The organism is Curvibacter sp. GW821-FHT01G03, assembly GCF_059422285.1.
This window is the reverse complement of sequence record NZ_JBWKWP010000001.1, coordinates 207,374-230,267: the sequence shown is the minus strand read 5'-3', so window position 1 is coordinate 230,267 and position 22,894 is coordinate 207,374. Positions and strand designations below refer to the sequence as shown.

The window sequence follows — 22,894 nt, the reverse complement described above, 5'->3', positions numbered from 1 at the left end:
AACACGATGGCTTCCATTTCCCTTCGCAACGTCGTCAAACGCTATGGCCAGGGCCCCAAGGCCAACCAGGTGATCCACGGCGTGAACGCCGAGATTGCCGACGGCGAGTTCATCGTCATCGTCGGGCCCTCGGGCTGCGGCAAATCCACCCTGCTGCGCATGGTGGCCGGTCTCGAGGAAATCAGCGGCGGCGAGATCGCCATCGGCCCCCGGGTGGTCAACCAGCTCGAACCTGCCGAGCGCGACATCGCCATGGTGTTCCAGAACTACGCGCTGTACCCGCACATGAGCGTGTTCGACAACATGGCCTATGGCCTCAAGATCGCCAAGGTCCCCACGGCGGAGATCAAGCAGCGCGTGGACAAGGCGGCCACCATCCTGGAGTTGGGCCACCTGCTGCAGCGCAAGCCGCGTGAGCTGTCGGGCGGCCAGCGCCAGCGTGTGGCCATGGGCCGGGCCATCGTGCGCCAGCCTCAGGTGTTCCTGTTCGACGAGCCGCTGTCCAACCTGGACGCCAAGCTGCGCAGCCAGACCCGCCTTGAAATCCAGAAGCTGCACCGCGAGCTGGGCATCACCTCGCTGTTCGTGACCCACGACCAGGTCGAGGCCATGACGCTGGCGCAACGCATGATCGTGATGAACGCCGGCGTGATGGAACAGTTCGGCACGCCCGAAGAGATGTACCACCGCCCGGCCTCCACGTTTGTGGCCAGTTTCATCGGATCCCCCTCCATGAACCTGCTGAAACACGCCCCCGGGACCCGCGAAGGCGTGATCACGGGCATCCGCCCCGAGCACCTGGACGTGACGAGCACAGGCTGGGCCGTGACGGTGGAAACCACCGAGCTGCTGGGTGCCGAACGGCTGATCTACGGCCGGCTGGGCCAAGGTTCGGCCCAGGAGCAACTGATCGTGCGCATCGAGGAAAGCGCCCAGGTGCCTGCACCTGGCAGCTTGATCCACGTGGCGCCCCGTGAAGACCGCATCCACCATTTCGACGCCGCCACCAGCAAGCGTCTCTGACCCAGACTTCTGCCTTCGCCTTGCCATGAACCCCAGCCTTCCCCACTGGCCCTACCCCCGCTGGATTGCCCACCGTGGCGCCGGCAAGCTGGCCCCCGAAAACACCCTGGCTGCGTTCCGGCACGGTGCAAGCTTCGGCTACACCATGTTCGAATGCGACGTGAAGCTGAGCGCCGACGGCGTGCCGTTTCTGCTGCACGACGCCTCCTTGCAGCGCACCACCAACAGCCGCGGCATCGCCGGTGACCTGAGTTACGGCGAACTGGCCCAACTGGATGCCGGCAGCTGGCATTCGCGCACTTATGCGGGCGAGGTCATCCCGAGCTTCGAAAATGTGGCACGTTACTGCCTGCACAACGGCTACTTTCTGAACATCGAGATCAAGCCCACCCCCGACACCGAGCGCGCCACCGGCGAAATCGTGGCCGCCTATGCCTCGCACCTGTGGGCCTCGGCTTCGGAGCCGCCGCTGTTGACCTCGTTCAAGATCGAGGCCTTGGAAGGCGCTGCCGCCACCGCCCCGCACCTGCCCCGCGGACTGCTGGCCGACACGCTCTTTCGCGGCTGGCTGGAGAAGGCTGTAGAACTGGGCTGTGTGGCCGTGGTCCTGAATCACGCGCTGTGGGATGCCGACACCGTGGCCAAGGCCCAGGCTGCCGGCCTTCGAACGCTGAGCTACACCGTGAACGACGAATGGGCCGCACAACGGCTGATCGAACTGGGTACCGACGGCATCATCACCGACCGGGTGGACCTGTTCAGCCCGCAGGGCTGAGGCCAAACCAGTCGGCCCGCCCCGGTCTCTGGACCTCAATTGACCGATATCAAGAAAACCCGTTTTCCTCAGCGGCGCCAGGCGCCCTGCAAAAACCACTGACTGGTGGTCACGGACAGCACCAGCAGGCCATAGCCCGCCACCTTGCCATCGCGCCCCAAAATCAGCACGGCCAGCATCAACGCTAGCACCCCGACAGCAAAATTGATAGCAAGCTTCCAATGCCAGGCAAGGCGAAAGGGGCTTTCGCCGCCCAAAATCGGACTCACCAAAGTGAGCAACACCGACACGCAAAGTGCCGGTGCAACAAAGTTGGCCAGGTGAAAAAGCAACTCGATAGGGCCCATGTTGATCAGGTTCTGAGGCCCTGACCCGGGTCATTCAAGACCATGCGGGACAATGGCGGCCATAGGAAAGGGCAAAGATAGCGCGCCCGCCTCGACCTCGATCAATTTTATAATCATCCGATGGCAGCAGTCTGGGCTTTGGGCATCAACCACACGACGGCACCGCTCGATCTGCGCGGTCGCTTTGCCTTTGCCGTCGATCAAATGGCTCCCACGCTGCATGGCCTGCGGGAATCCTTTGGCAACCAGCGCCACCCGGACGTCGAAGCCGCCATCATCTCCACCTGCAACCGCACCGAGATTTACTGCGCAGGCGACCAGCAGGCACTGGACCACACTCTGGGCTGGCTGGCCCAGACCGGCGGGGTGACCCCGTCGGTGCTGCGCTCACATGCCTACCTGTTGCAACACGACGAAGTGGCGCGCCACGCCTTCCGCGTCGCCAGCGGGCTGGACTCGATGGTGCTGGGCGAGGCCCAGATCCTGGGGCAGATGAAAGACGCTGTGCGTGCCGCCGAAAGCGCTGGTGCACTGGGCACGACGCTGAATCAGCTGTTCCAGCGCAGTTTTGCCGTGGCCAAAGAGGTGCGCAGCTCGACCGAGATCGGCGCCCACTCCATCAGCATGGCCGCAGCTGCCGTGCGCCTGGCCGGTCAGCTGTTCGAAGACCTGAGCAAGATCCGCATCCTGTTTGTGGGCGCGGGCGAAATGATCGAACTGGCGGCCACCCACTTCGCGGCCCGCAACCCCAAGGCCATTGCCATTGCCAACCGCACCCTGGAGCGCGGCGAAAAGCTGGCCGGACGGTTTGGGGGCGAGGTGATGCGACTGGCCGACCTGCCCACCCGGTTGCACGAATTTGATGCCGTGATCAGTTGCACGGCCAGCACCCTGCCCCTGATTGGTCTCGGTGCCGTGGAGCGCGCCCTCAAGCAACGGCGCCACCGCCCCATGTTCATGGTTGACCTGGCAGTGCCCCGCGACATCGAGCCCGAAGTCAAGGCCCTCGAAGACGTCTACCTCTACACCGTGGACGATCTGGCCACCGTGGTGCAGACCGGCCAGGCCAACCGGCAGGCTGCCGTGGCCCAAGCCGAAGCCATCATCGACGCCGGCGTGCAGAGTTTTCTGCACTGGATGGACCAGCGCGGTACCGTGCCCTTGATCCGGCAGCTCAACAGCCAGGCCGAAGCCTGGCGTGAAGCCGAACTGGCACGTGCCCGCAAGCTGCTGGCGCGCGGCGAAGATGTCGAGGCCGTGCTGCAAGCCATGGCCAAGGGCCTGACCCAGAAAATGCTGCACGGCGCGATGGCCGAGTTGCACACCGGCGATGGCCCGTCGCGTGAACGCGCCAGCCAGGCCATCCAGCATTTCTTCCTGCGCAAAGACCGTTAGCGGCGCAGGTGTGGCGCGGCCCTGTGGCCCGACCTGCTTGCTCTTGCGCCTGCTCGGGCGCAAGCCTTCTCCAGCCTGCCGCTTCTGATGCAACAGCCAGCGGCCCTGCAAAGTGCCCCATGAAAGACTTCCTACGCCAGCAACTTGAACGCTATGCCGCGCGCCTTGAGGAGCTCGACTTTCTGCTGTCGCGCGAAGACATCATGGGCGACATGGCGCAGTACCGCACGCTGTCGCGCGAACACGCCGAGGTCACCCAGGTGGCCGGGCGCTACCAGCGCTATCGGCAGTGCGAATCCGACCTGAAGACCGCCCAAGAGATGCTGACAGACCCGGACATGGCTGACATGGCCCGGGAAGAGATTGCGAGCGCCAGCGAAGAATTGCTGAAGCTTGAAAGCGAGTTGCAGCGCCTGTTGCTGCCCAAAGACCCTGACGACGCGCGCAATGCCTTTCTGGAGGTGCGCGCCGGTACGGGCGGCGATGAGTCGGCCCTGTTCGCGGGCGATCTGGCACGCATGTACACGCGCTACGCCGAGCGTGCCGGCTGGCATTGCGAGATCGTCAGCGCCAACGAAAGCGAACTCGGGGGCTACAAGGAACTGGTCTTGCGCCTGGAGGGTGAGCAGGTCTACGGCGCGCTGAAGTTCGAATCCGGCGGTCACCGGGTACAGCGGGTACCCGCCACCGAGACCCAGGGCCGCATCCACACCAGTGCCTGCACCGTGGCTGTGCTGCCGGAACCCGACGAAGCGCAGGCCGTGCAGATCAACCCCGCCGATTTGCGCATCGACACCTTCCGTGCCAGCGGCGCCGGCGGCCAGCACATCAACAAGACCGATTCGGCCGTGCGCATCACCCACTTGCCCACCGGCATCGTCGCCGAATGCCAGGACGACCGCAGCCAGCACCGCAACAAGGCCAAGGCCCTGCAGGTGCTGTCGGCGCGCATCCAGGAAAAGGAGCGCAGCGAGCGCGCCGCCAAGGATGCCGCCCTGCGCAAGGGTTTGATCGGCAGCGGCGACCGCAGCGACCGCATTCGCACCTACAACTTTCCGCAGGGCCGACTGACGGACCACCGCATCAACCTCACGCTTTACAAGCTGGGCGCCATCATGGAAGGCGATTTGGCCGACGTGCTGGCGGCGCTGCGCGCCGCCCATGAGGCCGAACAACTGGCCGAACTGGAAGTGGGGCTGTCTTGAACGCGCGGCCAACCCTTGCCCGTGCCCTGCGCGAGCTCCAGGAGCAGGGCCTGCCCAGGCTGGAGACCCAGATGCTGGTGTTGCTGGCCGTGCAACGGGCGCCGCACGACCGAGGCTGGCTGATGGCCCACGACACCGACACGTTGACCGAGACGCAACAAGCCCATCTGGCCGGAGTCGTGGCCCGCAGACTGGCAGGCGAACCGATGGCCTACCTCACGGGCAGGCACGAGTTCTATGGGCTGGATCTGGCCGTGGATGCCCGGGTGCTGGACCCGCGCGACGACACCGAAACCCTGGTCGACTGGGGCCTGGAAGTGATGGCCCCATGGCCCCGCCCCAGGGTGGCCGACCTGGGCACCGGCAGCGGTGCGATCGCACTGGCGGTGGCCAGCCAGCGCCGAGATGCCGAGGTCTACGCCGTGGATGCCAGCGCCGAGGCCTTGGCCGTGGCCACGGGCAATGCCCAGCGCCTGGGCCTGGCAGTGTGCTTTCTTGAGGGCAACTGGTGCGCACCACTGGGTGATGCGCCCTTCGCCTTGCTGCTCTCCAACCCGCCCTACATTGCCGACCACGACCCGCATCTGCCGGCACTGCGTCACGAGCCGCTGCAGGCCCTGGTGAGCGGGCCCGATGGCCTGGATGACCTGCGGCGCATCATCACGCAGGCCCCCGCACACCTGATGGCGGGCGGGTGGCTGCTGCTGGAGCATGGCTGGGACCAGGCCCCCCAGGTGCGCGAACTGCTGCAAGCCCGGGGGTTTGAACAGGTGCAAAGCCGCAAAGACCTCGCCGGCATTGAGCGCTGCTCGGGCGGACTCTGGCCAGGACTGAGATAATCTGTCGCTATCTGCCCGCACACCGGGCCCGCCCCAAGAGGAAACTTCATGAGCAACACCCAACAACGCATCGATGACCTGGTCAAGAACAGCCCCGTGCTGCTGTTCATGAAAGGCACTGCCAGCTTTCCCCAATGCGGCTTTTCCGGCCGCGCCATTCAGATCCTCAAGGCCTGCGGCGTCGACCCCAAGAGCCTGAAGACCGTGAACGTGCTGGAAGACCCGGAGATCCGTCAGGGCATCAAGGAATACAGCCAGTGGCCGACCATTCCGCAGCTCTACGTGAAGGGTGAGTTCATCGGCGGCTCGGACATCATGATGGAGATGTACGAATCGGGTGAGCTGCAACAGGTGATCGGCGGCCAGCCCGGCTGAGCCCTGCCCCCACCCTCTCGAAAAGCCACTGTCTACAGTGGCTTTTCTGCTTCTGGCGTCAGCGCCAGCGCTTGAGGACGGGCACGGCTTGTGCTTGAATCAAAGCGTGTGTCCTGATCTGGAGAGCGTCATGGAATCCCGCAGCCTTGTCCCCCATTCGACCGCTTTCAAACTGCCCATCGCCCAGATGCGCAGCGTGTTCGAACCCTCGGAAGTGGAACGCAAGCTGGCCAAGCTCAGCGAGCGCGAACATGAATCCCTGCGCAACACCTACCAACGCATGCTGGAGCGCGGGCCTGATCGCTTCGAGGTTCGTCCCTGCGGGGTTCCGGAGATGACACCTCTTTATGAGGCCTTGCCCAACTTCACCGAGGTGCTGGATGACGTCAAGCGCCACCTGGCCCTGTCTCAGGACAGCCGTGACGGCCTGGAGGTGACCCCCATGCTCCTGCTGGGAGCCCCAGGCATTGGCAAGACCCATTTCGCCCGCCAACTGGCCGAATTGCTGGGCACAGGCATGTCACTGGTGCCGATGAGTTCGATGACGGCGGGCTGGCTGCTCTCCGGTGCGTCATCTCAATGGAAGGGTGCGCGGCCCGGCAAGGTGTTTGAAGCCCTGGTCGACGGTCAATATGCCAACCCGGTGATCGTCATTGACGAGATCGACAAGGCCAGTGCCGACGCCCAGTACGATCCACTGGGAGCGCTTTACAGCCTGCTCGAGCACGACACAGCAGGCCGTTTTGTGGATGAGTTTGCCGAAGTGTCGATCGATGCCAGCCGAGTCGTCTGGATCACCACAGCGAACGATGCGCGCGCCATTCCCGAGCCCATTCTCAACCGCATGAATGTTTTTGAGATCGAGCCGCCGACGCCGGAGCAGGCCCGGGAAATCGCCCGCCGGCTGTACCTGTCGATCCGCGGCAGCCACGATTGGGGCCGCCACTTTGCGGAAGAGGCCCCGACGTCGGTCCTTGATGTGTTGGCCGAAATGGCCCCACGCGACATGCGACGTGCCTTGATGACGGGCTTTGGCAATGCACGGCTCGATGGGCGTGACGAGCTGCAGGTGGATGACTTGCCACGCGGTGGCCCGCAACGTCGCCGCATGGGCTTTGTCCAGTGAGTGGGGCGACCCAACGACATCTGGCCGCTAAACTGGGGGCACGGCGGTCACCGACTGCCGCAAAGCCCGTGACATGAACCTGAGCCAAAGTCTGCTGCTCATCCTGGCCTTGATTGCAGCCAGCGCGTATTTCTCGATCGCCGAAATCTCGCTGGCGGCCTCGCGTCGCCTGCGGCTGCGGCAGATGGCTGATGCCGGTGACCTGCGCGCTGAGCAGGTGCTGCGCCTGCAGGACGAACCCGGCCCTTACTTCACGTTGGTCCAGATCGGATTGAACGCGATCGCCATCGTGGGGGGTGCCGTCGGCGAAGGGGCCTTGAGCCCCTTCTTCAGCGAGCTGATGGCACTTTGGCTGCCCGGTGAAACCGCCTCGAAGGTCGGTGCCGTGCTGTCCTTCGTCGTCGTCATCGGGCTGTTCATCGTCTTTGCCGATCTGCTGCCCAAGCGCCTGGGCATGAGCGAGCCCGAGCGGGTGGCGGTTCGACTGGTCGGCACGATGCAAGGCCTGATGACCCTGTTCAAGCCCCTGGTCTGGTTGCTCAGCCATCTCACCGATCGGCTGTTCTCCCTGCTGGGCCTGCCTGCAGCGAGAGACGAGCGCATCACTCCGGCCGACATTCTGGCCATGACCGAGGCGAGTGCCCGATCGGGCCTGCTGGCTGAGCGTGAACATCAGTTGATCACCAATGTGTTCGAGCTCGACAGCCGCAGCGTGACCAGCACCATGACGCCACGAGAGCGCATGGCCTGGTTCCGGGTGGATGACCCGGAACCCGTGATACGGGCCCGCATCCTGGCAGCGCCCTATTCAAGTTACCCGGTCTGTCGGGACGGCTTGGAACAGGTGCTGGGCTATGTCGATGCCAAGGACCTGTTCCAGCGTGTGCTCAACGGCCTTCCGCTCGACCTGAGCAGTGAGGGGCTGTTGCGCAAGATCCTGGTGGTGCCCGATCGACTCAGTGTGGGTGAAGTCCTGGCCCTGTTCAGGGAAGCTCACGAAGACTTTGCGGTGATCGTGAACGAGTACAGCGTGGTGATGGGACTGGTGACGCTCAATGACCTGATGAGCACCGTGATGGGGGATCTGGTGGATCAGCAGGATGAAGACCTGATCGTGCAGCGCGATGAGAACTCGTGGCTGATCGACGGCATGACGCCGATCGCCGATGTGCAGAGGGTGCTTGAACTGGACGCCCTGCCCCATGCCGACCAGTACGACACGCTGGCCGGCTTTCTGATGGAGATGCTGCGACGCATTCCAAAGCGCACCGATGCCGTGATCTGGGAGGGCTTCCGCTTTGAAGTGATGGACGTGGACAGCTACCGGATCGACCAGGTGATGGTGACCCGCCTGCCCTCAGACAGACCCACGTGATGTCGGCCCGAAGTGCCCGAAGTGGCGGGCCTCAGGCCTGGGCCGGCGATTTGACGGGGTCTGCGAACACCCAGTGGCGCTGGGCCCCGAACACGGCGCCCGGGTATTGCGGCTTGCCGCGGCTGCCGTTGTAACGCCCCAGGGCCAAGTAAAGATCACCCTGCTCTCGGTCAAGATAATGGCGCAGGATCACGCAGCCAAAGCGCAGGTTGGTCTGCAGGTGGAACAGCTTGCCCGGGTCTCCATCGCCGATCACCCGGGTCCAGAAAGGCATCACCTGCATGTAGCCGCGAGCGCCCACGGGGGACACCGCGAATTTGCGGAAATTACTTTCCACCTCGATCAGGCCCAGCACCAGCGAGGTGTCCAGGCCAGCCCGGCGGCTTTCATACCAGACCGTCTGCAAGAACTCCTTGCGCACCAGCCACTCAGGCTTGCGCCGCCAGAGCCGGTCGCTCATGGCCGCCAACCAGCGCAGGTAGACCAGGCGCCCATCGGTATCGACGAACTCAGGCACGGGGGGGGCCTGCTGGGCCACCGCCGAACTCAAGGCGGTGCGCACGGAGTCAATCAGGGGTTCTTCCGCCTGGGCTCCGGCGCGCGCCGATTCAGACCACAAGAACAGAGAAGGCCCGGCGGCCAAAGCAGCCAGGCTTTTTCGCCTTGAAATCAACATGCCATCATCCTCAACCCAGCGCGGCGCTCAAAGAGCCAGTCGCTCCTTCAAGTGAGCCAGCACATCCGCGGCAGCGATCTTGGTGGCCGCCGTGTCGCGGCGGTGTTGATACTCGACCTGACCTTCCTTCAGGCCCCGGTCCGACAGCACCACGCGGTGCGGCACGCCGATCAGCTCCCAGTCGGCAAACATGGCTCCAGGGCGTTCGCCACGATCATCCAGCAGCACATCCACCCCCAATGCCAGCAGGTCGGTGTGCAACTGCTCGGCGGCAGCCTTGACCTCGGCACTGCGGTCCATGCCGATCGGGCAGATCACCACCGTGAACGGCGCAATCGCATCGGGCCAGATGATGCCGCGCTCGTCGTGGTTCTGCTCGATGGCCGCCGCAGGCAGGCGGGTCACGCCAATGCCATAGCAACCCATTTCGAAGAACGCAGGCTTGCCGTCTTCGCCCAGGAAGGTGGCATTCATGGCCTTCGAGTACTTGGTGCCCAGGTAGAAGACATGGCCCACCTCGATGCCACGCTCGATGGCCAGCACGCCCTTGCCATCGGGTGAGGCATCGCCTGCCACCACATTGCGCAGGTCAGCCACCAATTCGGGCTCGGGCAGGTCGCGCCCCCAGTTCACGCCGGTGATGTGGAAGTCGATCTCGTTGGCACCGCAAATCCAGTCGGCCATCACCGCGACCTCACGGTCAGCCACCACCTTGACAGGCTTCTGGAGGTTCAACGGGCCCAGGTAGCCGGGCTTGCAGCCGAAGTGATCTTCGATCTCAGGCACGGTGGCAAAACGGAAGCCGCCTTCCATGCCGGGCAGCTTGCCGACCTTGACTTCGTTCATGTCATGGTCGCCGCGCAACAGCAGCAGCCAGATCTGACTGCGCGTGATCTCGCCGTGTTCGTTCAGTGTGTCGGTGGCGAGCACCAGCGATTTGACGGTGGTTGCCAAAGGAACGTTCAACAGCTCGGCCACGTCGGCACAGGTGCTCTTGCCTGGGGTGGCCGTCTTGGCGAGGGCGGCAGCGGCGGCGGGGCGTGGGCCAGCCGGAGACAGGGCCTCGGCCTTTTCGATGTTGGCAGCGTAGTCGCTGTCCGGGCAGTAGACGATGGCGTCTTCGCCCGTTGCGGCAATCACCTGAAACTCTTCACTCAGGTCACCCCCGATGGCACCACTGTCGGCCGCCACGGCACGGTAGGTGAGCCCGAAACGATCGAAGATCCGCCGATAGGCCTGGGCCATGATCTGGTAGCTGGCCTTGGCCGCCGCTTGGTCACGGTCAAAACTGTAGGCATCCTTCATGATGAACTCGCGACCGCGCATCAGGCCGAAGCGTGGGCGGCGCTCGTCACGGAACTTGGTCTGGATCTGATAGAAGTTCTTGGGCAGTTGCTTGTAACTGCGCAATTCCTGGCGAGCAATGTCGGTAACCACTTCTTCGGAAGTGGGCTGGATCACGAAATCGCGGTCATGACGGTCTTTGATGCGCAGCAGTTCGGGGCCCATTTTTTCAAAGCGGCCCGTCTCCTGCCAAAGCTCGGCGGGCTGAACCACCGGCATGGTCACCTCCACGGCGCCGGCCCGGTTCATCTCTTCGCGCACGATCGCCTCGACCTTTCGGATGACACGCAAGCCGATGGGCATGTAGTTGTACACACCGGCCCCCAGCTTCTTGATCATGCCGGCGCGGGTCATCAGTTTGTGGCTGACAACCTCCGCATCGGCAGGCGCTTCCTTGAGGGTGGAAATGAAGAATTGGGAGGCTTTCATCTGGAGGAATGCGGAAAGTTCAAGAGAAGTCCTCTTGTGACACGTGCGGTGCCGTGCATAATGGACTCAGTTTAAAAATTTGGGGTTTGATTATGCTTGACCGGGACGGCTTTAGGCCGAACGTCGGCATCATCCTGCTCAACCATAAAAACCAGGTGTTCTGGGGCAAGCGCATCCGGACTCACAGCTGGCAGTTTCCACAAGGCGGCATTGATCGTGGCGAAAGCCCTGAGCAAGCCATGTTTCGGGAATTGCATGAAGAGGTGGGGCTCCATCCGGAGCATGTGCGAATTGTGGCCCGAACGCGGGAATGGTTGCGCTATGAGGTGCCAGACCGGTACATTCGGCGAGACGCTAGAGGCCATTACAAAGGCCAGAAGCAGATCTGGTACCTGCTGCAACTGCTGGGACATGATTGGGACCTGAACCTCAGGGCCACCAACCACCCGGAATTTGACGCTTGGCGCTGGAACGACTACTGGGTGCCGCTTGACGTGGTGGTGGAGTTCAAGCGTGGTGTCTATGAGATGGCTCTGACCGAACTGGCCCGCTACTTGCCACGGCCGGAACCACGCAACCGTTTTCTGAGGGGTGGCATGCGCACCCGGGACAACGAGGGCGGCTCGGACAACCACATGTCTCGACTGCCACCTTCGGGCAGTTACGAACTGCCCCCTGGGGCCAGCTTTGAACCAGAACCCAGGCCGATGCACCCCAGTCATTCGGGCCTGCACCTTGATCCGATCAACAAGCACTGATGCCCAACCATCCGACCCTGATCAGGTCGGATTTTTTCTGGGGCCATCGAATCCAGATCAACGGTGAAGCACCAGGTTGTCCCGGTGCACCATTTCCGGCTCGGCGACATAACCCAGCAAGCGCTCGAACTCAACAGACGCTTTGCGACACATCAGGCGAGCCTCTGCACTGGCATAGTTCGACAGACCTCGAGCCACTTCGGTCCCCGATGTGTCCTTGATCGCAATCACATCCCCTCGAGAGAACTCCCCCTCGACGGCCGTCATGCCAATGGGCAAGAGGCTCTTGCCCTCATCACGCAACTTGGCCACAGCACCATCATCCACCACCACCGCGCCACGCATCTGCAGATGGTCAGCCATCCACTGCTTGCGGGCCTGGTTCTTGGCCGTCTGAGCCACCAACAGGGTCCCGATGGACTCCCCCTGGGTGAGGCGAACCAGCGCGTCGGGCTCACGCCCCCAGGCGATCACAGTCGAAGCCCCTGAACCGGCTGCACGCTTGGCCGCCAGGATCTTGGTGATCATGCCGCCCTTGCCAATGCTGGAGCCAGCGCCCCCCGCCATGGCCTCGAGGGACAAATCGCCAGCGCGCGCCTCATGGACAAATTGCGCAGCAGGGTCACGCCGCGGATCCGCCGTGTACAAGCCTTTTTGATCCGTCAGGATCACCAGGGCATCCGCCTCCACCAGGTTGGCCACCAGCGCCCCCAAGGTGTCGTTGTCACCAAACTTGATTTCGTCGTTGACCACCGTGTCGTTCTCGTTGATCACAGGAACCACGCGGTGACGCAGCAAGGTCAACAAGGTGGAACGAGCGTTCAGGTACCGCTCGCGATCAGCCAGATCCGCATGGGTCAGCAAGACCTGGGCACTGCCCAGGCCGTTTTCACGCAACTTGGTCTCGTACATCTGCGCCAGGCCCATCTGCCCCACGGCGGCGGCAGCCTGCAACTCATGCACTTCCTTGGGTCGAACAGCCCACCCCAGGCGCTTCATGCCTTCGGCAATGGCACCGCTGGACACCATCACCACCTCGCGCCCAGACAGGACCAGTTGAGCCAACTGACGACACCACTCACTGATGGCCGCCTCATCCAGGCCACGACCCTCATTGGTCACCAGGCTGGAGCCCACCTTGACGACGATGCGGCGGGCATCCGCCAGCACCCGTGATTCATTTTTAGCAGTCATTTCAGCATCGGCCAGCCATGCCAGCCCCAGGGCACAGGAACATTCAGGAATCAGAGGGTTCGGCGAAGCGCGGATCCACCTCGACAGGCGCCTGCTCGGCCACCTGCTGCGCCTTCACATGCTGGTAGATTGCCTTGATCAAGGCCTCGCAACCCTCACGCGTCAACGCCGAGATCTCGAACACCGGGCCCTTGTATTTGTAGCGCTTGACAAAATCCTTGACCAAGGCCGCCCGTTTCTCCTCTGGCACCATGTCCAGCTTGTTCAAAACCAGCCAACGCGGCTTCTCGTAAAGCGCCTGATCGTACTTCTTCAACTCGCCCACGATGGCTTTGGCCTGAGCAACAGGATCGACGGCTTCATCAAACGGCGCCAAGTCCACCACGTGCAGCAAAAGCCGCGTGCGCTGCAGATGACGCAAGAACAAATGGCCCAACCCGGCGCCCTCGGAAGCCCCCTCGATCAAGCCGGGGATGTCGGCGACCACGAAGCTCTGCTCGGGACCGACGCGCACCACCCCCAGATTGGGGTGCAGCGTGGTGAAAGGATAGTCAGCGATCTTGGGGCGGGCATTCGAGATCGCAGCGATCAAGGTCGATTTGCCCGCATTGGGCATGCCGAGCAGGCCCACATCGGCAAGCACCTTGAGCTCAAGTTTCAGGCTTTTCTTCTCACCCGGCCAACCTGGCGTCTTTTGGCGTGGCGCCCGGTTGATCGCACTCTTGAAACGCAGATTGCCAAAGCCGCCATCGCCACCCTTGGCAATCGTGATGGCCTCCCCCGGAGCCAACAACTCGTAAAGCACCTCGCCCGTCTCAGCATCGGAAATGATGGTGCCCACCGGCATCTTCAACGTGATGTCATCACCTGCCGCACCAAACATGTCCGAGCCCATGCCGTGCTCGCCACGCCGGGCTTCATGCCTGCGGGAATAACGAAAGTCAACCAAGGTATTGAGGTTGGGATCTGCGACCGCATAGACGTGGCCACCACGCCCCCCATCCCCGCCATTGGGACCGCCAAACTCCTTGTACTTTTCATGACGAAACGAGACGCAACCGTTCCCGCCATCGCCCGCAGCAATGTCTATATAGGCTTCATCAACAAATTTCATGTCATGTCCAGTCTAGAAAAATGGGGACCCAACGAAAAAAGCCCCGACCAAGCGGGGCTTCGACAGGTCGCTGAGTGACCGCGCCGTCAGACTCAGGCTGCGGGCGTCACGTTGACCGTGTGCTTGTTCAGCGCGCCCTTGGTGGCGAAGGACACATGGCCTTCAACCAGAGCAAACAGAGTGTGATCCTTGCCGATGCCGACATTGGAGCCAGCGTGGAAGCGGGTACCACGTTGACGAACGATGATCGAGCCAGCGCTGATCAGTTCGCCACCGAAGGCCTTCACACCGAGCATCTTGGGCTTGGAATCGCGCCCGTTTCGCGTAGAGCCGCCGCCTTTTTTCTGTGCCATGACCCGTTCTCCTTAGCCTGCAATCGCGCCGATTTGCAGTTCGGTGAACTGCTGACGGTGACCTTGACGCTTTTGATAGTGCTTACGACGACGCATCTTGAAGATGCGAACCTTGTCGTGCTTGCCGTGCGCCACGACAGTTGCCGTGACGGTTGCGCCGGACACCAGGGGCGTGCCAACCTTGAGTTCAGCGCCGTTGCCGACAGCCAGAACTTGGTCAATCACGATTTCCTGGCCTACGTCCGCAGCAATCTGTTCTACTTTGATTTTTTCGCCAGCAGCAACGCGATATTGCTTGCCGCCGGTTTTTATGACCGCGTACATGTAAACCTCTTTGAATTGAAGCTCCGCCGGAGAATTCCGCAGAGCCCGAAACTATAACAAGAAAGTCAGCCACTGACAAGCGGGGCCCTCTGCACGCTCAAGTGCAGGCCAGGTGCGTGGCACGCCTTTCCTATAATTTCGCAACCTGAAAGAGCCCGCCACCTTGACCGCCCCCACCGCATCCGCCTCCCAAGCCCTTGATCTGATCGCTCGCGACATGAGCGAAGTCGACAAGGTCATCGCTGACCGCCTCAACTCAAGCGTCCCATTGGTCGGGCAAATTTCTCAGTACATCATCGCCGCCGGAGGCAAGCGCCTGCGCCCGGCCCTGCTTCTGCTGGTGGCAGGCGCACTGGGCTACAAAGGGACTCAGCACCACAACCTGGCGGCAGTGGTTGAATTCATCCACACCGCCACCCTGCTGCACGACGATGTGGTGGACGAATCCACCCTGCGCCGAGGCCGCGCCACCGCCAACGAAGCCTTCGGCAACCCTGCCAGCGTCCTGGTCGGCGACTTTCTTTACTCGCGCGCCTTCCAGATGATGGTGGATGCCAACGACATGCGGGTGATGGAAGTTCTGGCAGACGCCACCAACGTGATTGCCGAAGGCGAAGTGCTTCAGTTGATGAACATGCACGACGCCTCGCTGGATGAGGCGGGCTATCTGCGCGTCATCCGCTCCAAGACTGCCAAGCTGTTCGAAGCCAGTGCACGCCTGGCCGCCATTCTGATCAAAGCACCAAGCCCTGTCGAAGAGGCTTGCGCAACCTACGGCCAAGCCCTGGGTACCGCCTTCCAGGTCATCGACGACGTGCTGGACTACGCCGGCAACACCGCCGAAATGGGCAAGAACATTGGCGACGACCTTCGCGAAGGCAAAGCCACACTCCCCCTGATCATTGGCATGCAGCGCGGCACGCCCGAACAGGCCGCCACCATCCGCCACGCCATCGAACAAGGCGAGACCGAAAAGCTGCCGCAAATCATCGAGATCGTGCGCAGCACCGGCGCACTGGAAGCCACCCAACAGGCCGCCGCAGCCGAGGCTCAACGTGCAATTTCTGCATTGAGCGCCCTTCCTTCCAATTCTTACACCGAAGGTTTGCTACAATTAGCGGCTCAATTACTTCAGCGTCGAAATTGAAAGATGACGACAAGCCTGAAGGCACATTGAGTTCAATGTGCTTCATCTTTTGAAGCGTCGTTTGACAGTCGGGGTGTAGCTTAGCCTGGTAGAGCGCTACGTTCGGGACGTAGAGGCCGGAGGTTCGAATCCTCTCACCCCGACCATGATCAAACGTTTTGCACATTTGTGGCAACTTTCCGCCACCACTCCCTCACGCCACGTTTCATTTACAGACAGTTGCTCCTGAGCGATGATAGGATGCATTTTTTCATTCTGAGCATCCCTCACCCGCCTCATGGCCGCTGTCGAACCAGCCAATAAATCATCGTCCGTTGCACTGCCCGGATTAGGGCGGGCACTGATCACAGCGGGCAAATTGGCCCAAAAGGCGGCCGAGGACATCTACCAGAAGGCGCTGGCTCAACGCACCAGTTTCATTGTCGAACTGATGGGCTCGGGGGCTGTCTCGGCGGCCGACCTGGCCCACACGATGTCACAAGCGTTCAGCGCACCGTTGCTGGATCTTGACGCCATCGATCCTCAACGGCTGCCCAAAGACCTGCTGGACCCCAAGATCTGTCAGGCCTATCGGATCCTCGTACTCAGCAAGCGCAGCAATCGACTGATCATCGCGACAGCGGATCCCTCTGACCAGGAGGTGGTCGAAAAGATCAAGTTCTCGACCCAGATGGGCGTTGACTGGATCATTGCCGAGTACGACAAGCTGTCCAAAATGGTCGAGGCCACAACCGTTTCGGCGGCCGAGGCCATGGACACCATCATCGGCGGTGGCGATTTCCAGTTCGAGGATGAGCCCCTCATCACCGAAGATGTGGCCGAAACCAACAGTGCCGAGGTTGAAGACGCCCCCATCGTCAAGTTCTTGCACAAGATGCTGCTGGACGCCTTCAACATGCGCGCGTCAGACTTGCATTTCGAGCCATACGAGCACTATTACCGGGTTCGATTTCGGATCGACGGCGAGTTGCGGGAAATTTCCACGCCTCCGATCGCCATCAAAGACAAACTGGCCTCGCGGATCAAGGTGATTTCTCGCCTGGACATTTCCGAAAAGCGGGTTCCTCAGGACGGACGCATGAAGCTGAAGATCGGAGCCGATCGTGTGATCGACTTCCGGGTCAGCACCTTGCCGACGCTGTTTGGCGAGAAGATCGTGATCCGTATTCTTGACCCCAGCAGCGCCAAGCTGGGCATCGAGGCACTGGGCTACGAACCCGAAGAGAAGGAGCGCCTGATCCACGCGATCGGCCGTCCTTACGGCATGATTCTGGTCACCGGCCCGACAGGCTCAGGCAAGACGGTGTCGCTGTACACCTGCTTGAACATGCTCAACAAGCCCGGCGTGAACATTGCCACCGCCGAAGACCCATCGGAAATCAACCTGCCGGGGGTCAACCAGGTCAACGTGAACGAAAAAGCGGGCCTGACTTTTGCTGCCGCCCTGAAATCCTTCCTGCGGCAGGATCCGGACATCATCATGGTGGGTGAAATCCGCGATCTGGAGACGGCCGATATTTCCATCAAGGCAGCCCAGACGGGCCACTTGGTGTTGTCGACCCTGCACACGAACGATGCCCCCACCACGCTGACCCGGATGCGCAATATGGGCATTGCGCCCTTCAACATTGCCTCCAGTGTCATCCTCATCACCGCCCAGCGTCTGGCCCGTCGCCTCTGCCCCAACTGCAAGGCGCCAGCCGACATCCCGCGCGAAACCCTGCTTGAATCGGGCTTTCGGGAGGATGAGCTGGACGGCAGCTGGGTGACCTACCGCCCCGTGGGCTGCTCGGCCTGCAACAACGGCTACAAGGGCCGGGTCGGCATCTACCAGGTCATGCCGATTTCAGAGGAAATCCAGCGCATCATCCTGCGCGATGGCAGCGCACTGGAAATTGCCGAGCAATCCCGCCGGGAAGGGGTGCGCAGCCTGCGTGAATCCGGACTGTACAAAGTGAAAATGGGCTTGACCTCGCTGGAGGAAGTACTGGCCGTGACAAACGAATAACCAGAATCAACAAGCCAATGGCAAGCACAAAAAAAGACATCAAAGAGTTTGTCTTCGAGTGGGAGGGCAAGGACCGCAACGGCAAACCCGTGCGCGGTGAATTGCGTGCGGCCGGCGAAAACCAGGTACAGGCGTCGCTGCGTCGCCAGGGCGTGTTTCCGACCAAAATCAAGAAGCGCAAGATGCGCTCGGGCAAGAGGATCAAGCCCAAGGACATCGCCCTGTTCACGCGCCAACTGGCCACGATGATGAAGGCCGGCGTTCCACTGCTGCAGACCTTTGACATCGTGGGCCGTGGCAATGCCAATCCCAGCGTCACCAAATTGCTCAATGATGTCCGATCCGATGTGGAGACCGGTACCTCGCTGAGCGGAGCATTTCGCAAGTACCCGATGTACTTCGATGACTTGTACTGCAATCTGATCGAAGCCGGTGAGGCGGCCGGTATCCTGGAATCGCTGCTGGATCGACTGGCGATCTACATGGAAAAGACCGAGGCGATCAAGTCGAAGATCAAATCGGCCTTGATGTACCCGATCTCAGTGATCATCGTCGCCTTTGTCGTGATCGTGGTGATCATGATCTTCGTGATTCCAGCCTTCAAACAGGTGTTCTCATCGTTTGGCGCCGACCTGCCAGCCCCCACCCTTTTTGTGATTGCCATGAGCGAGTTTTTCGTTCAATGGTGGTGGCTGATCTTTGGCCTGATGGGAGGAGGCGGTTACTTCTTCATGCAATCCTGGAAGCGCAATGAAAAGATGCAGATGGCCATGGACCGTCTGATGTTGCGCATTCCCATCTTTGGCGCCCTAATCAACAAATCCTGCATTGCGCGCTGGACCCGCACCCTGTCGACCATGTTCGCCGCGGGTGTGCCGCTGGTCGAGGCACTGGACTCGGTGGGTGGCGCCTCGGGCAACTCGGTCTATGCCATCGCCACCGAGCGCATTCAGCAGGAGGTCTCGACGGGTACCAGCCTGACGGCGGCCATGACCAATGCCAATGTGTTCCCGTCGATGGTGCTGCAGATGTGCGCCATCGGCGAAGAATCCGGCTCGATTGACCACATGCTGGGCAAGGCAGCCGACTTCTATGAGGCCGAAGTGGACGACATGGTGGCAGGGCTTTCCAGCCTGATGGAGCCCATCATCATCGTCGTGCTCGGCACCATCATCGGCGGCATCGTTGTATCGATGTACCTGCCTATCTTCAAATTGGGGCAGGTGGTTTGATGACTTGGTTTGGTGACTGGGACCCCGCCTTGGCGGGGCTGGTGGGCTTGCTGTTCGGCAGCTTTTTGAATGTCGTCATCTACCGACTGCCCAAGATGATGGAAGCCCAGTGGGACCGCGATTGCGCGGAGCACCTGGGGCAAACAGCGGCAACACCGGCGGCCACCTTCAATCTGATGGCCCCGCGGTCGCGCTGCCAGTCCTGCGGGCACACCCTGAGCTGGTACGAGAACATCCCCGTTCTGAGCTATGTCGTCTTGCGAGGCCGCTGCAAGGCCTGCAAAGCTGCCATCAGCCCGCGCTACCCACTGGTTGAGCTGACCACAGCCGGCCTGTTTGCCTTGTGCGCTCTGCGCTGGGGCTTCACTTTCAGCACCCTGGCCTGGTGCGGTTTTGCCGCCACATTGCTGACGCTGGCGCTGATTGACTGGGACACCACGCTGCTCCCCGATGACCTGACCCTTCCCTTGTTGTGGGCAGGCCTGATCGCAGCCGCAGCGGGTTGGACCCAGGTGGATCTGCGCACCGCGCTGTGGGGTGCGGTTGCGGGCTATCTGTCGTTGTGGCTGATCTATTGGGGTTTCAAGCTCCTGACCGGCAAGGAAGGCATGGGCTACGGGGATTTCAAACTCTACGCAGCCCTGGGCGCCTGGTTTGGCTGGCCAGCGCTGCTGCCCATCATCCTGATCTCATCGGTGATCGGGGCCGTGATTGGCATCGCCATGAAATTCTCCAGCGGCCTGCGCGAGGGGGGCTACATTCCGTTCGGACCTTTTCTGGCGGGTGCTGGCTTTGCAGCCATGATCTGGGGGCCGGACCGCCTGCAAAGCCTGCTGCTCGGTTGGATCGGCGGTTGAGCACGATGGCATCGGCGCTCCGTCAGGTCAGGCACCTCGGGTTGACCGGAGGGATAGGTTCGGGCAAAAGCACCGTGGCCAAGCTGCTGTCCGAGCATGGCGCGGGACTGATTGATGCCGACGCCGTGGCCCGTCAACTGACGCAGGCCGGGGGAGAGGCCATGCCAGAGATCGAGGCCCGCTTTGGTGCAGGCGTACTCGCCTCGGACGGAGCTCTGGACCGCGATGCCATGCGCGCGCTGGTTTTCAGCCAGCCCGATGCACGCGCCCGGCTCGAAGCCATCATCCACCCACTGGTCGGCAAGAACCTGCAGGCCGAGGCGATCGCGCATGAAGCGGCTGGTGCCCCTTTGGTGGTGTACGACATCCCCTTGCTTGTCGAATCCAAACGCTGGCCCGCAGAACTCGACGGGGTGGTGGTGGTCGACTGCCTGCCCGAGACCCAGATCAGCCGGGTCCAGCAGCGCAGCGGCCTCAGTCGCGAGGCCGTGCAGGCGATCATGGCCGCGCAAGCCAGCCGTGAACAACGCCTGGCCTGCGCAGATGCCGTGATTTTCAATGAGGGTTGCACCCTGGAGGCCCTGGGCCAGCAGGTGGCCGATTTGGCCCATTACTTCGGGCTATGATGCGCGCAACGGAACGAGCAGTGATCCTCTACGAATACCCCTTCAACGAACGCATTCGCACCTACCTGCGCCTGGAGCAACTCTTCCGGCGCCTGGGTGAACTGGTCTTGCGCGATGCCGCACTGGACCACCATTTCGCCCTGGCCACGATCTTCGAAATCATGGACGTTGCGGCACGAGCCGACCTCAAGTCGGACGTGCTCAAAGACCTCGAAAAACAAAAATCCGCGCTCAACGGTTACCGGGGCAACCCCTCCATCTCTGAGCAGATTCTCGATGGGGTGATCGCCCAGATCGATGCCGACTTTGCGGCCCTCAATGGGCAGCCCGGCAAGGCCGGCCAATCGTTGACCGAAAACGAATGGCTGATGAGCATCCGCAGCCGCATCGGCATTCCGGGTGGCACCTGCGGCTTTGATCTGCCAGCCTACTACGCTTGGCAGCATGCGGATCCAGCCCAACGACGCGACGACCTCCAGGGCTGGGCGGGGACCCTCGGGCCGCTAGCCGAGTCCATTTTTCTGCTGCTGAAGATGCTGCGCGACTCAGGCACGCCCCAAAAGGTGGTGGCCGAGCGCGGGCAGTTCCAGCAGACATTGCCCCAAGGGCGTACCTTCCAGTTGATGCGCCTGCGCCTGAACCCGGCTTGGGGATTGATTCCTGAAATCAGCGGCAACCGCCTGCTGGTGTCCGTCAGGTTGATGCGTCAGGAGGCAGATGGACGTCTGCATGCCTGCAGCGAAGACGCCAACTTCGAACTGGCCTTGTGCGCGTGACCTGCCCGAGTGCGGCAGACGCCTGCCCCCTCCGTCGAATCCCATGAGCACCGACAACTCCGCCCCTCAACCTCAAGGCGCTCGCACCGTGCGGTGCCCCGCCTGTGGAGGCCCCAGCCTCTACCACCCCAGCAATGGCTACCGGCCATTCTGCAGTGAACGTTGCAAGAGCCTCGACTTTGGCGCCTGGGCCAGCGAAACCTTTCGCATGCCCACCGAGGCGCCACCAGACGACGCGCCTTACGGCGATCCTCGCCTGCAGTGAATTGGGCGGCGCAGCCGCGTCATTCAGACCGGGCGGCCGTGACCACAGGCCCCACATGACCTCGCTCGGCGGCCAGCCAATCCAGCACCGGAAAAGCGCCCGGCAGAACCGGCGCCACGGTCAAGGGAAACTGTTGCCACGCCATGCTTTGGCCCTCGCGCATTTCAAAGTCACCCTGCCACTCATGCACCTTGCACCAATGCAAGCGGACCAGGGCATGGGGATAATCGTGCTCCGTGACTTTCCAGGCCTGTGCAGCACCAATCACCACGCCCAATTCCTCTTCCAGTTCGCGGCGCAAGGCCTGCTCCACCGTTTCACCGGCTTCGAGCTTGCCCCCCGGAAACTCCCAATACCCCGCATAGGGCTTGCCCTCAGGGCGGGAACTCAACAGCAGCGCGCCGTCAGCTCGGATGAGAATCCCGACAGCCACTTCTGTGTGTTGGCGCTCAGCCATGGGCACGCCCTGCAAAATCACGCGCAAACTGATAGGCCACCCGGCCGCTGCGAGATCCACGCTCCAGAGCCCATACCAGGGCCTCCGGGCGGGCGGCCTCACGCGCACCCTCCGAGACCCCGAAAGAGCTCAGCCACTGCCCCACGATGGTGAGGTATTCATCCTGCGAGAAAGGGTAGAAGCTGACCCACAGCCCAAAGCGCTCCGACAGCGAGATTTTCTCCTCGACCACTTCACCCGGGTGCACTTCGCCGTCTTCGGTGTGCGTGTAGGTGAGGTTTTCCGTCATGTACTCGGGCAACAGATGACGCCGGTTGCTGGTGGCATAGATCAGCACATTGGGCGTCGCCGCCGCCACCGAGCCATCCAGGATCGACTTGAGCGCCTTGTAGCCGGCCTCACCCTCTTCAAAGCTCAAGTCATCGCAAAAGATGAGGAACTTCTCGGGGCGGGCAGAGACCACGTCCACGATGTCGGGCAAATCCGTCAAATCCGCCTTGTCAACCTCAATCAGACGCAAGCCCTCGGGGGCGTATTCATTCAAGCAGGCCTTGATCAACGAGGACTTGCCGGTACCCCGGGCCCCTGTCAGCAGCACATTGTTGGCCGGCAGGCCGCGCACGAACTGCTGGGTATTGCGCTGGATCTTCTCCTTCTGCGGCTCGATCTCCTTCAGGTCTTCGAGCTTCATCACCGCCACGTGACGCACAGGCTCCAGCACGCCATGCCCGGAACCACGCCGACGGTAACGCCAGGCAATCGATGCGTTCCAGTCAGCCGGTGCCGACAGGGGCTGAGGCAACACGGATTCGATGCGCGCGATCAACTGCTCGGCGCGCAGCATCAGGTGTTCAAATTTTTCGTTCATGGGCTT

The 22,894-nt window shown here is 62.0% G+C and carries 25 protein-coding genes and 1 tRNA gene; 17 read left to right on the top strand and 9 right to left on the bottom strand.

Translation table 11 applies throughout. The features are described from left to right. The first annotated feature begins 6 nt into the window (after nucleotides 1–6). Both ugpC and ugpQ read left to right on the top strand, forming a co-directional pair. Nucleotides 7–1,023 carry a sn-glycerol-3-phosphate ABC transporter ATP-binding protein UgpC gene (ugpC, locus tag AC07VS_RS01090; protein WP_492347243.1) on the top strand — a complete coding sequence of 339 codons (1,017 nt, stop codon included), beginning with the start codon at nucleotides 7–9 and terminating at the stop codon, nucleotides 1,021–1,023. 25 nt (nucleotides 1,024–1,048) lie between these two features. Next, nucleotides 1,049–1,798 carry a glycerophosphodiester phosphodiesterase gene (ugpQ, locus tag AC07VS_RS01085; RefSeq protein ID WP_492347244.1) on the top strand — a complete coding sequence of 250 codons (750 nt, stop codon included), beginning with the start codon at nucleotides 1,049–1,051 and terminating at the stop codon, nucleotides 1,796–1,798. A gap of 68 nt (nucleotides 1,799–1,866) precedes the next feature. Here the strand turns inward: ugpQ and AC07VS_RS01080 are convergent, their stop codons facing one another. Beyond that, a complete protein-coding gene (locus AC07VS_RS01080; RefSeq protein ID WP_492347245.1) occupies nucleotides 1,867–2,145 on the bottom strand; it encodes a hypothetical protein in 279 nt (92 codons plus the stop codon). A 120-nt stretch (nucleotides 2,146–2,265) separates the two neighbouring features. Between AC07VS_RS01080 and hemA the strand changes: the two genes are divergently transcribed. The 6 genes from hemA (at nucleotide 2,266) to paeA (ending at nucleotide 8,460) form a co-directional block, all read left to right on the top strand. Next, nucleotides 2,266–3,540 (top strand): glutamyl-tRNA reductase, encoded by a 1,275-nt coding sequence (gene hemA / locus AC07VS_RS01075; RefSeq protein ID WP_492347246.1) that lies wholly within the window; start codon nucleotides 2,266–2,268, stop codon nucleotides 3,538–3,540. Between the two features lie 119 nt (nucleotides 3,541–3,659). Beyond that, nucleotides 3,660–4,745 carry a peptide chain release factor 1 gene (prfA, locus tag AC07VS_RS01070; protein ID WP_494749977.1) on the top strand — a complete coding sequence of 362 codons (1,086 nt, stop codon included), beginning with the start codon at nucleotides 3,660–3,662 and terminating at the stop codon, nucleotides 4,743–4,745. After that, complete coding sequence (gene prmC, locus AC07VS_RS01065; RefSeq protein WP_494749976.1) at nucleotides 4,742–5,584, top strand: peptide chain release factor N(5)-glutamine methyltransferase; 843 nt, start codon at nucleotides 4,742–4,744, stop codon at nucleotides 5,582–5,584. Before prfA ends, prmC begins: the two co-directional genes overlap by 4 nt. A gap of 48 nt (nucleotides 5,585–5,632) precedes the next feature. Next, nucleotides 5,633–5,959, top strand: a complete 327-nt coding sequence (gene grxD / locus AC07VS_RS01060) for a Grx4 family monothiol glutaredoxin (protein WP_492347249.1) — start codon at nucleotides 5,633–5,635, stop codon at nucleotides 5,957–5,959. Between the two features lie 130 nt (nucleotides 5,960–6,089). Further along, nucleotides 6,090–7,085: an AAA family ATPase gene (locus AC07VS_RS01055; RefSeq protein WP_494656631.1), complete on the top strand. Its 996-nt coding sequence runs from the start codon at nucleotides 6,090–6,092 to the stop codon at nucleotides 7,083–7,085. A 73-nt stretch (nucleotides 7,086–7,158) separates the two neighbouring features. Then, complete coding sequence (paeA, locus tag AC07VS_RS01050; RefSeq protein ID WP_494749975.1) at nucleotides 7,159–8,460, top strand: polyamine export protein PaeA; 1,302 nt, start codon at nucleotides 7,159–7,161, stop codon at nucleotides 8,458–8,460. 31 nt (nucleotides 8,461–8,491) lie between these two features. On the opposite strand, the gene AC07VS_RS01045 is transcribed toward paeA, so the two are convergent. Together AC07VS_RS01045 and AC07VS_RS01040 are read right to left on the bottom strand one after the other, a co-directional pair. After that, complete coding sequence (locus tag AC07VS_RS01045; RefSeq protein ID WP_492347252.1) at nucleotides 8,492–9,136, bottom strand: lytic transglycosylase domain-containing protein; 645 nt, start codon at nucleotides 9,134–9,136, stop codon at nucleotides 8,492–8,494. 27 nt (nucleotides 9,137–9,163) lie between these two features. Next, entirely contained in the window at nucleotides 9,164–10,909 is a 1,746-nt protein-coding gene (locus AC07VS_RS01040) for a proline--tRNA ligase (protein WP_492347253.1), read from the bottom strand. 92 nt (nucleotides 10,910–11,001) lie between these two features. Here AC07VS_RS01040 and AC07VS_RS01035 point away from each other — a divergent pair, with 92 nt between their 5' ends. Then, nucleotides 11,002–11,667: an RNA pyrophosphohydrolase gene (locus AC07VS_RS01035; protein WP_492347442.1), complete on the top strand. Its 666-nt coding sequence runs from the start codon at nucleotides 11,002–11,004 to the stop codon at nucleotides 11,665–11,667. Nucleotides 11,668–11,724: 57 nt separating this feature from the next. Here AC07VS_RS01035 and proB read toward each other — a convergent pair whose 3' ends face one another. From proB to rplU, 4 genes are all read right to left on the bottom strand, one after another. Continuing rightward, nucleotides 11,725–12,861, bottom strand: coding sequence for a glutamate 5-kinase (gene proB, locus AC07VS_RS01030; RefSeq protein WP_494656630.1), 1,137 nt, complete (start codon nucleotides 12,859–12,861; stop codon nucleotides 11,725–11,727). Nucleotides 12,862–12,904: 43 nt separating this feature from the next. Continuing rightward, the gene (gene cgtA, locus AC07VS_RS01025) at nucleotides 12,905–13,975 is read right to left on the bottom strand and encodes an Obg family GTPase CgtA (protein ID WP_494749974.1); all 1,071 of its coding nucleotides are present in this window, start codon (nucleotides 13,973–13,975) and stop codon (nucleotides 12,905–12,907) included. 92 nt (nucleotides 13,976–14,067) lie between these two features. Beyond that, nucleotides 14,068–14,328, bottom strand: coding sequence for a 50S ribosomal protein L27 (gene rpmA, locus AC07VS_RS01020; protein ID WP_019576099.1), 261 nt, complete (start codon nucleotides 14,326–14,328; stop codon nucleotides 14,068–14,070). 12 nt (nucleotides 14,329–14,340) lie between these two features. After that, on the bottom strand, nucleotides 14,341–14,652 hold the full coding sequence (gene rplU, locus AC07VS_RS01015) for a 50S ribosomal protein L21 (protein WP_084461703.1): 312 nt from the start codon (nucleotides 14,650–14,652) through the stop codon (nucleotides 14,341–14,343). 217 nt (nucleotides 14,653–14,869) lie between these two features. On the opposite strand from rplU, the gene AC07VS_RS01010 reads away from it, so the two are divergent. The 8 genes from AC07VS_RS01010 (at nucleotide 14,870) to AC07VS_RS00975 (ending at nucleotide 21,563) form a co-directional block, all read left to right on the top strand. Next, nucleotides 14,870–15,799, top strand: coding sequence for a polyprenyl synthetase family protein (locus AC07VS_RS01010; RefSeq protein ID WP_492347443.1), 930 nt, complete (start codon nucleotides 14,870–14,872; stop codon nucleotides 15,797–15,799). A 69-nt stretch (nucleotides 15,800–15,868) separates the two neighbouring features. Further along, nucleotides 15,869–15,945, top strand: a tRNA-Pro gene (locus AC07VS_RS01005). 131 nt (nucleotides 15,946–16,076) lie between these two features. Then, nucleotides 16,077–17,807, top strand: a complete 1,731-nt coding sequence (pilB, locus tag AC07VS_RS01000) for a type IV-A pilus assembly ATPase PilB (protein WP_494656629.1) — start codon at nucleotides 16,077–16,079, stop codon at nucleotides 17,805–17,807. Nucleotides 17,808–17,824: 17 nt separating this feature from the next. Further along, on the top strand, nucleotides 17,825–19,039 hold the full coding sequence (locus AC07VS_RS00995) for a type II secretion system F family protein (protein ID WP_492347257.1): 1,215 nt from the start codon (nucleotides 17,825–17,827) through the stop codon (nucleotides 19,037–19,039). Next, nucleotides 19,039–19,896: a prepilin peptidase gene (locus AC07VS_RS00990; protein ID WP_494749973.1), complete on the top strand. Its 858-nt coding sequence runs from the start codon at nucleotides 19,039–19,041 to the stop codon at nucleotides 19,894–19,896. The genes AC07VS_RS00995 and AC07VS_RS00990 overlap by 1 nt, the downstream gene beginning before the upstream one ends. Before the next feature lie 5 nt (nucleotides 19,897–19,901). Beyond that, complete coding sequence (gene coaE / locus AC07VS_RS00985) at nucleotides 19,902–20,522, top strand: dephospho-CoA kinase (RefSeq protein ID WP_494750092.1); 621 nt, start codon at nucleotides 19,902–19,904, stop codon at nucleotides 20,520–20,522. A gap of 20 nt (nucleotides 20,523–20,542) precedes the next feature. Then, complete coding sequence (gene zapD / locus AC07VS_RS00980; RefSeq protein ID WP_492347260.1) at nucleotides 20,543–21,298, top strand: cell division protein ZapD; 756 nt, start codon at nucleotides 20,543–20,545, stop codon at nucleotides 21,296–21,298. Nucleotides 21,299–21,341: 43 nt separating this feature from the next. Next, entirely contained in the window at nucleotides 21,342–21,563 is a 222-nt protein-coding gene (locus AC07VS_RS00975; protein ID WP_494749972.1) for a DNA gyrase inhibitor YacG, read from the top strand. A 19-nt stretch (nucleotides 21,564–21,582) separates the two neighbouring features. Here AC07VS_RS00975 and AC07VS_RS00970 read toward each other — a convergent pair whose 3' ends face one another. Together AC07VS_RS00970 and AC07VS_RS00965 are read right to left on the bottom strand one after the other, a co-directional pair. Next, nucleotides 21,583–22,020, bottom strand: a complete 438-nt coding sequence (locus AC07VS_RS00970) for an NUDIX domain-containing protein (RefSeq protein ID WP_494749971.1) — start codon at nucleotides 22,018–22,020, stop codon at nucleotides 21,583–21,585. Continuing rightward, a complete protein-coding gene (locus AC07VS_RS00965) occupies nucleotides 22,013–22,888 on the bottom strand; it encodes an ATP-binding protein (protein WP_492347263.1) in 876 nt (291 codons plus the stop codon). The genes AC07VS_RS00970 and AC07VS_RS00965 overlap by 8 nt, the downstream gene beginning before the upstream one ends. Nucleotides 22,889–22,894: the final 6 nt, after the last annotated feature.

Bases quoted from the DNA above. Each gene is read 5' to 3' on its own strand.
- ugpC (WP_492347243.1), top strand. From the start codon at position 7: ATGGCTTCCATTTCCCTTCGCAACGTCGTCAAACGCTATGGCCAGGGC.
- ugpQ (WP_492347244.1), top strand. From the start codon at position 1,049: ATGAACCCCAGCCTTCCCCACTGGCCCTACCCCCGCTGGATTGCCCAC.
- AC07VS_RS01080 (WP_492347245.1), bottom strand. From the start codon at position 2,145: ATGGGCCCTATCGAGTTGCTTTTTCACCTGGCCAACTTTGTTGCACCG.
- hemA (WP_492347246.1), top strand. From the start codon at position 2,266: ATGGCAGCAGTCTGGGCTTTGGGCATCAACCACACGACGGCACCGCTC.
- prfA (WP_494749977.1), top strand. From the start codon at position 3,660: ATGAAAGACTTCCTACGCCAGCAACTTGAACGCTATGCCGCGCGCCTT.
- grxD (WP_492347249.1), top strand. From the start codon at position 5,633: ATGAGCAACACCCAACAACGCATCGATGACCTGGTCAAGAACAGCCCC.
- AC07VS_RS01055 (WP_494656631.1), top strand. From the start codon at position 6,090: ATGGAATCCCGCAGCCTTGTCCCCCATTCGACCGCTTTCAAACTGCCC.
- paeA (WP_494749975.1), top strand. From the start codon at position 7,159: ATGAACCTGAGCCAAAGTCTGCTGCTCATCCTGGCCTTGATTGCAGCC.
- AC07VS_RS01045 (WP_492347252.1), bottom strand. From the start codon at position 9,136: ATGTTGATTTCAAGGCGAAAAAGCCTGGCTGCTTTGGCCGCCGGGCCT.
- AC07VS_RS01040 (WP_492347253.1), bottom strand. From the start codon at position 10,909: ATGAAAGCCTCCCAATTCTTCATTTCCACCCTCAAGGAAGCGCCTGCC.
- AC07VS_RS01035 (WP_492347442.1), top strand. From the start codon at position 11,002: ATGCTTGACCGGGACGGCTTTAGGCCGAACGTCGGCATCATCCTGCTC.
- proB (WP_494656630.1), bottom strand. From the start codon at position 12,861: ATGACTGCTAAAAATGAATCACGGGTGCTGGCGGATGCCCGCCGCATC.
- cgtA (WP_494749974.1), bottom strand. From the start codon at position 13,975: ATGAAATTTGTTGATGAAGCCTATATAGACATTGCTGCGGGCGATGGC.
- rpmA (WP_019576099.1), bottom strand. From the start codon at position 14,328: ATGGCACAGAAAAAAGGCGGCGGCTCTACGCGAAACGGGCGCGATTCC.
- rplU (WP_084461703.1), bottom strand. From the start codon at position 14,652: ATGTACGCGGTCATAAAAACCGGCGGCAAGCAATATCGCGTTGCTGCT.
- AC07VS_RS01010 (WP_492347443.1), top strand. From the start codon at position 14,870: ATGAGCGAAGTCGACAAGGTCATCGCTGACCGCCTCAACTCAAGCGTC.
- pilB (WP_494656629.1), top strand. From the start codon at position 16,077: ATGGCCGCTGTCGAACCAGCCAATAAATCATCGTCCGTTGCACTGCCC.
- AC07VS_RS00995 (WP_492347257.1), top strand. From the start codon at position 17,825: ATGGCAAGCACAAAAAAAGACATCAAAGAGTTTGTCTTCGAGTGGGAG.
- AC07VS_RS00990 (WP_494749973.1), top strand. From the start codon at position 19,039: ATGACTTGGTTTGGTGACTGGGACCCCGCCTTGGCGGGGCTGGTGGGC.
- coaE (WP_494750092.1), top strand. From the start codon at position 19,902: ATGGCATCGGCGCTCCGTCAGGTCAGGCACCTCGGGTTGACCGGAGGG.
- AC07VS_RS00975 (WP_494749972.1), top strand. From the start codon at position 21,342: ATGAGCACCGACAACTCCGCCCCTCAACCTCAAGGCGCTCGCACCGTG.
- AC07VS_RS00970 (WP_494749971.1), bottom strand. From the start codon at position 22,020: ATGGCTGAGCGCCAACACACAGAAGTGGCTGTCGGGATTCTCATCCGA.
- AC07VS_RS00965 (WP_492347263.1), bottom strand. From the start codon at position 22,888: ATGAACGAAAAATTTGAACACCTGATGCTGCGCGCCGAGCAGTTGATC.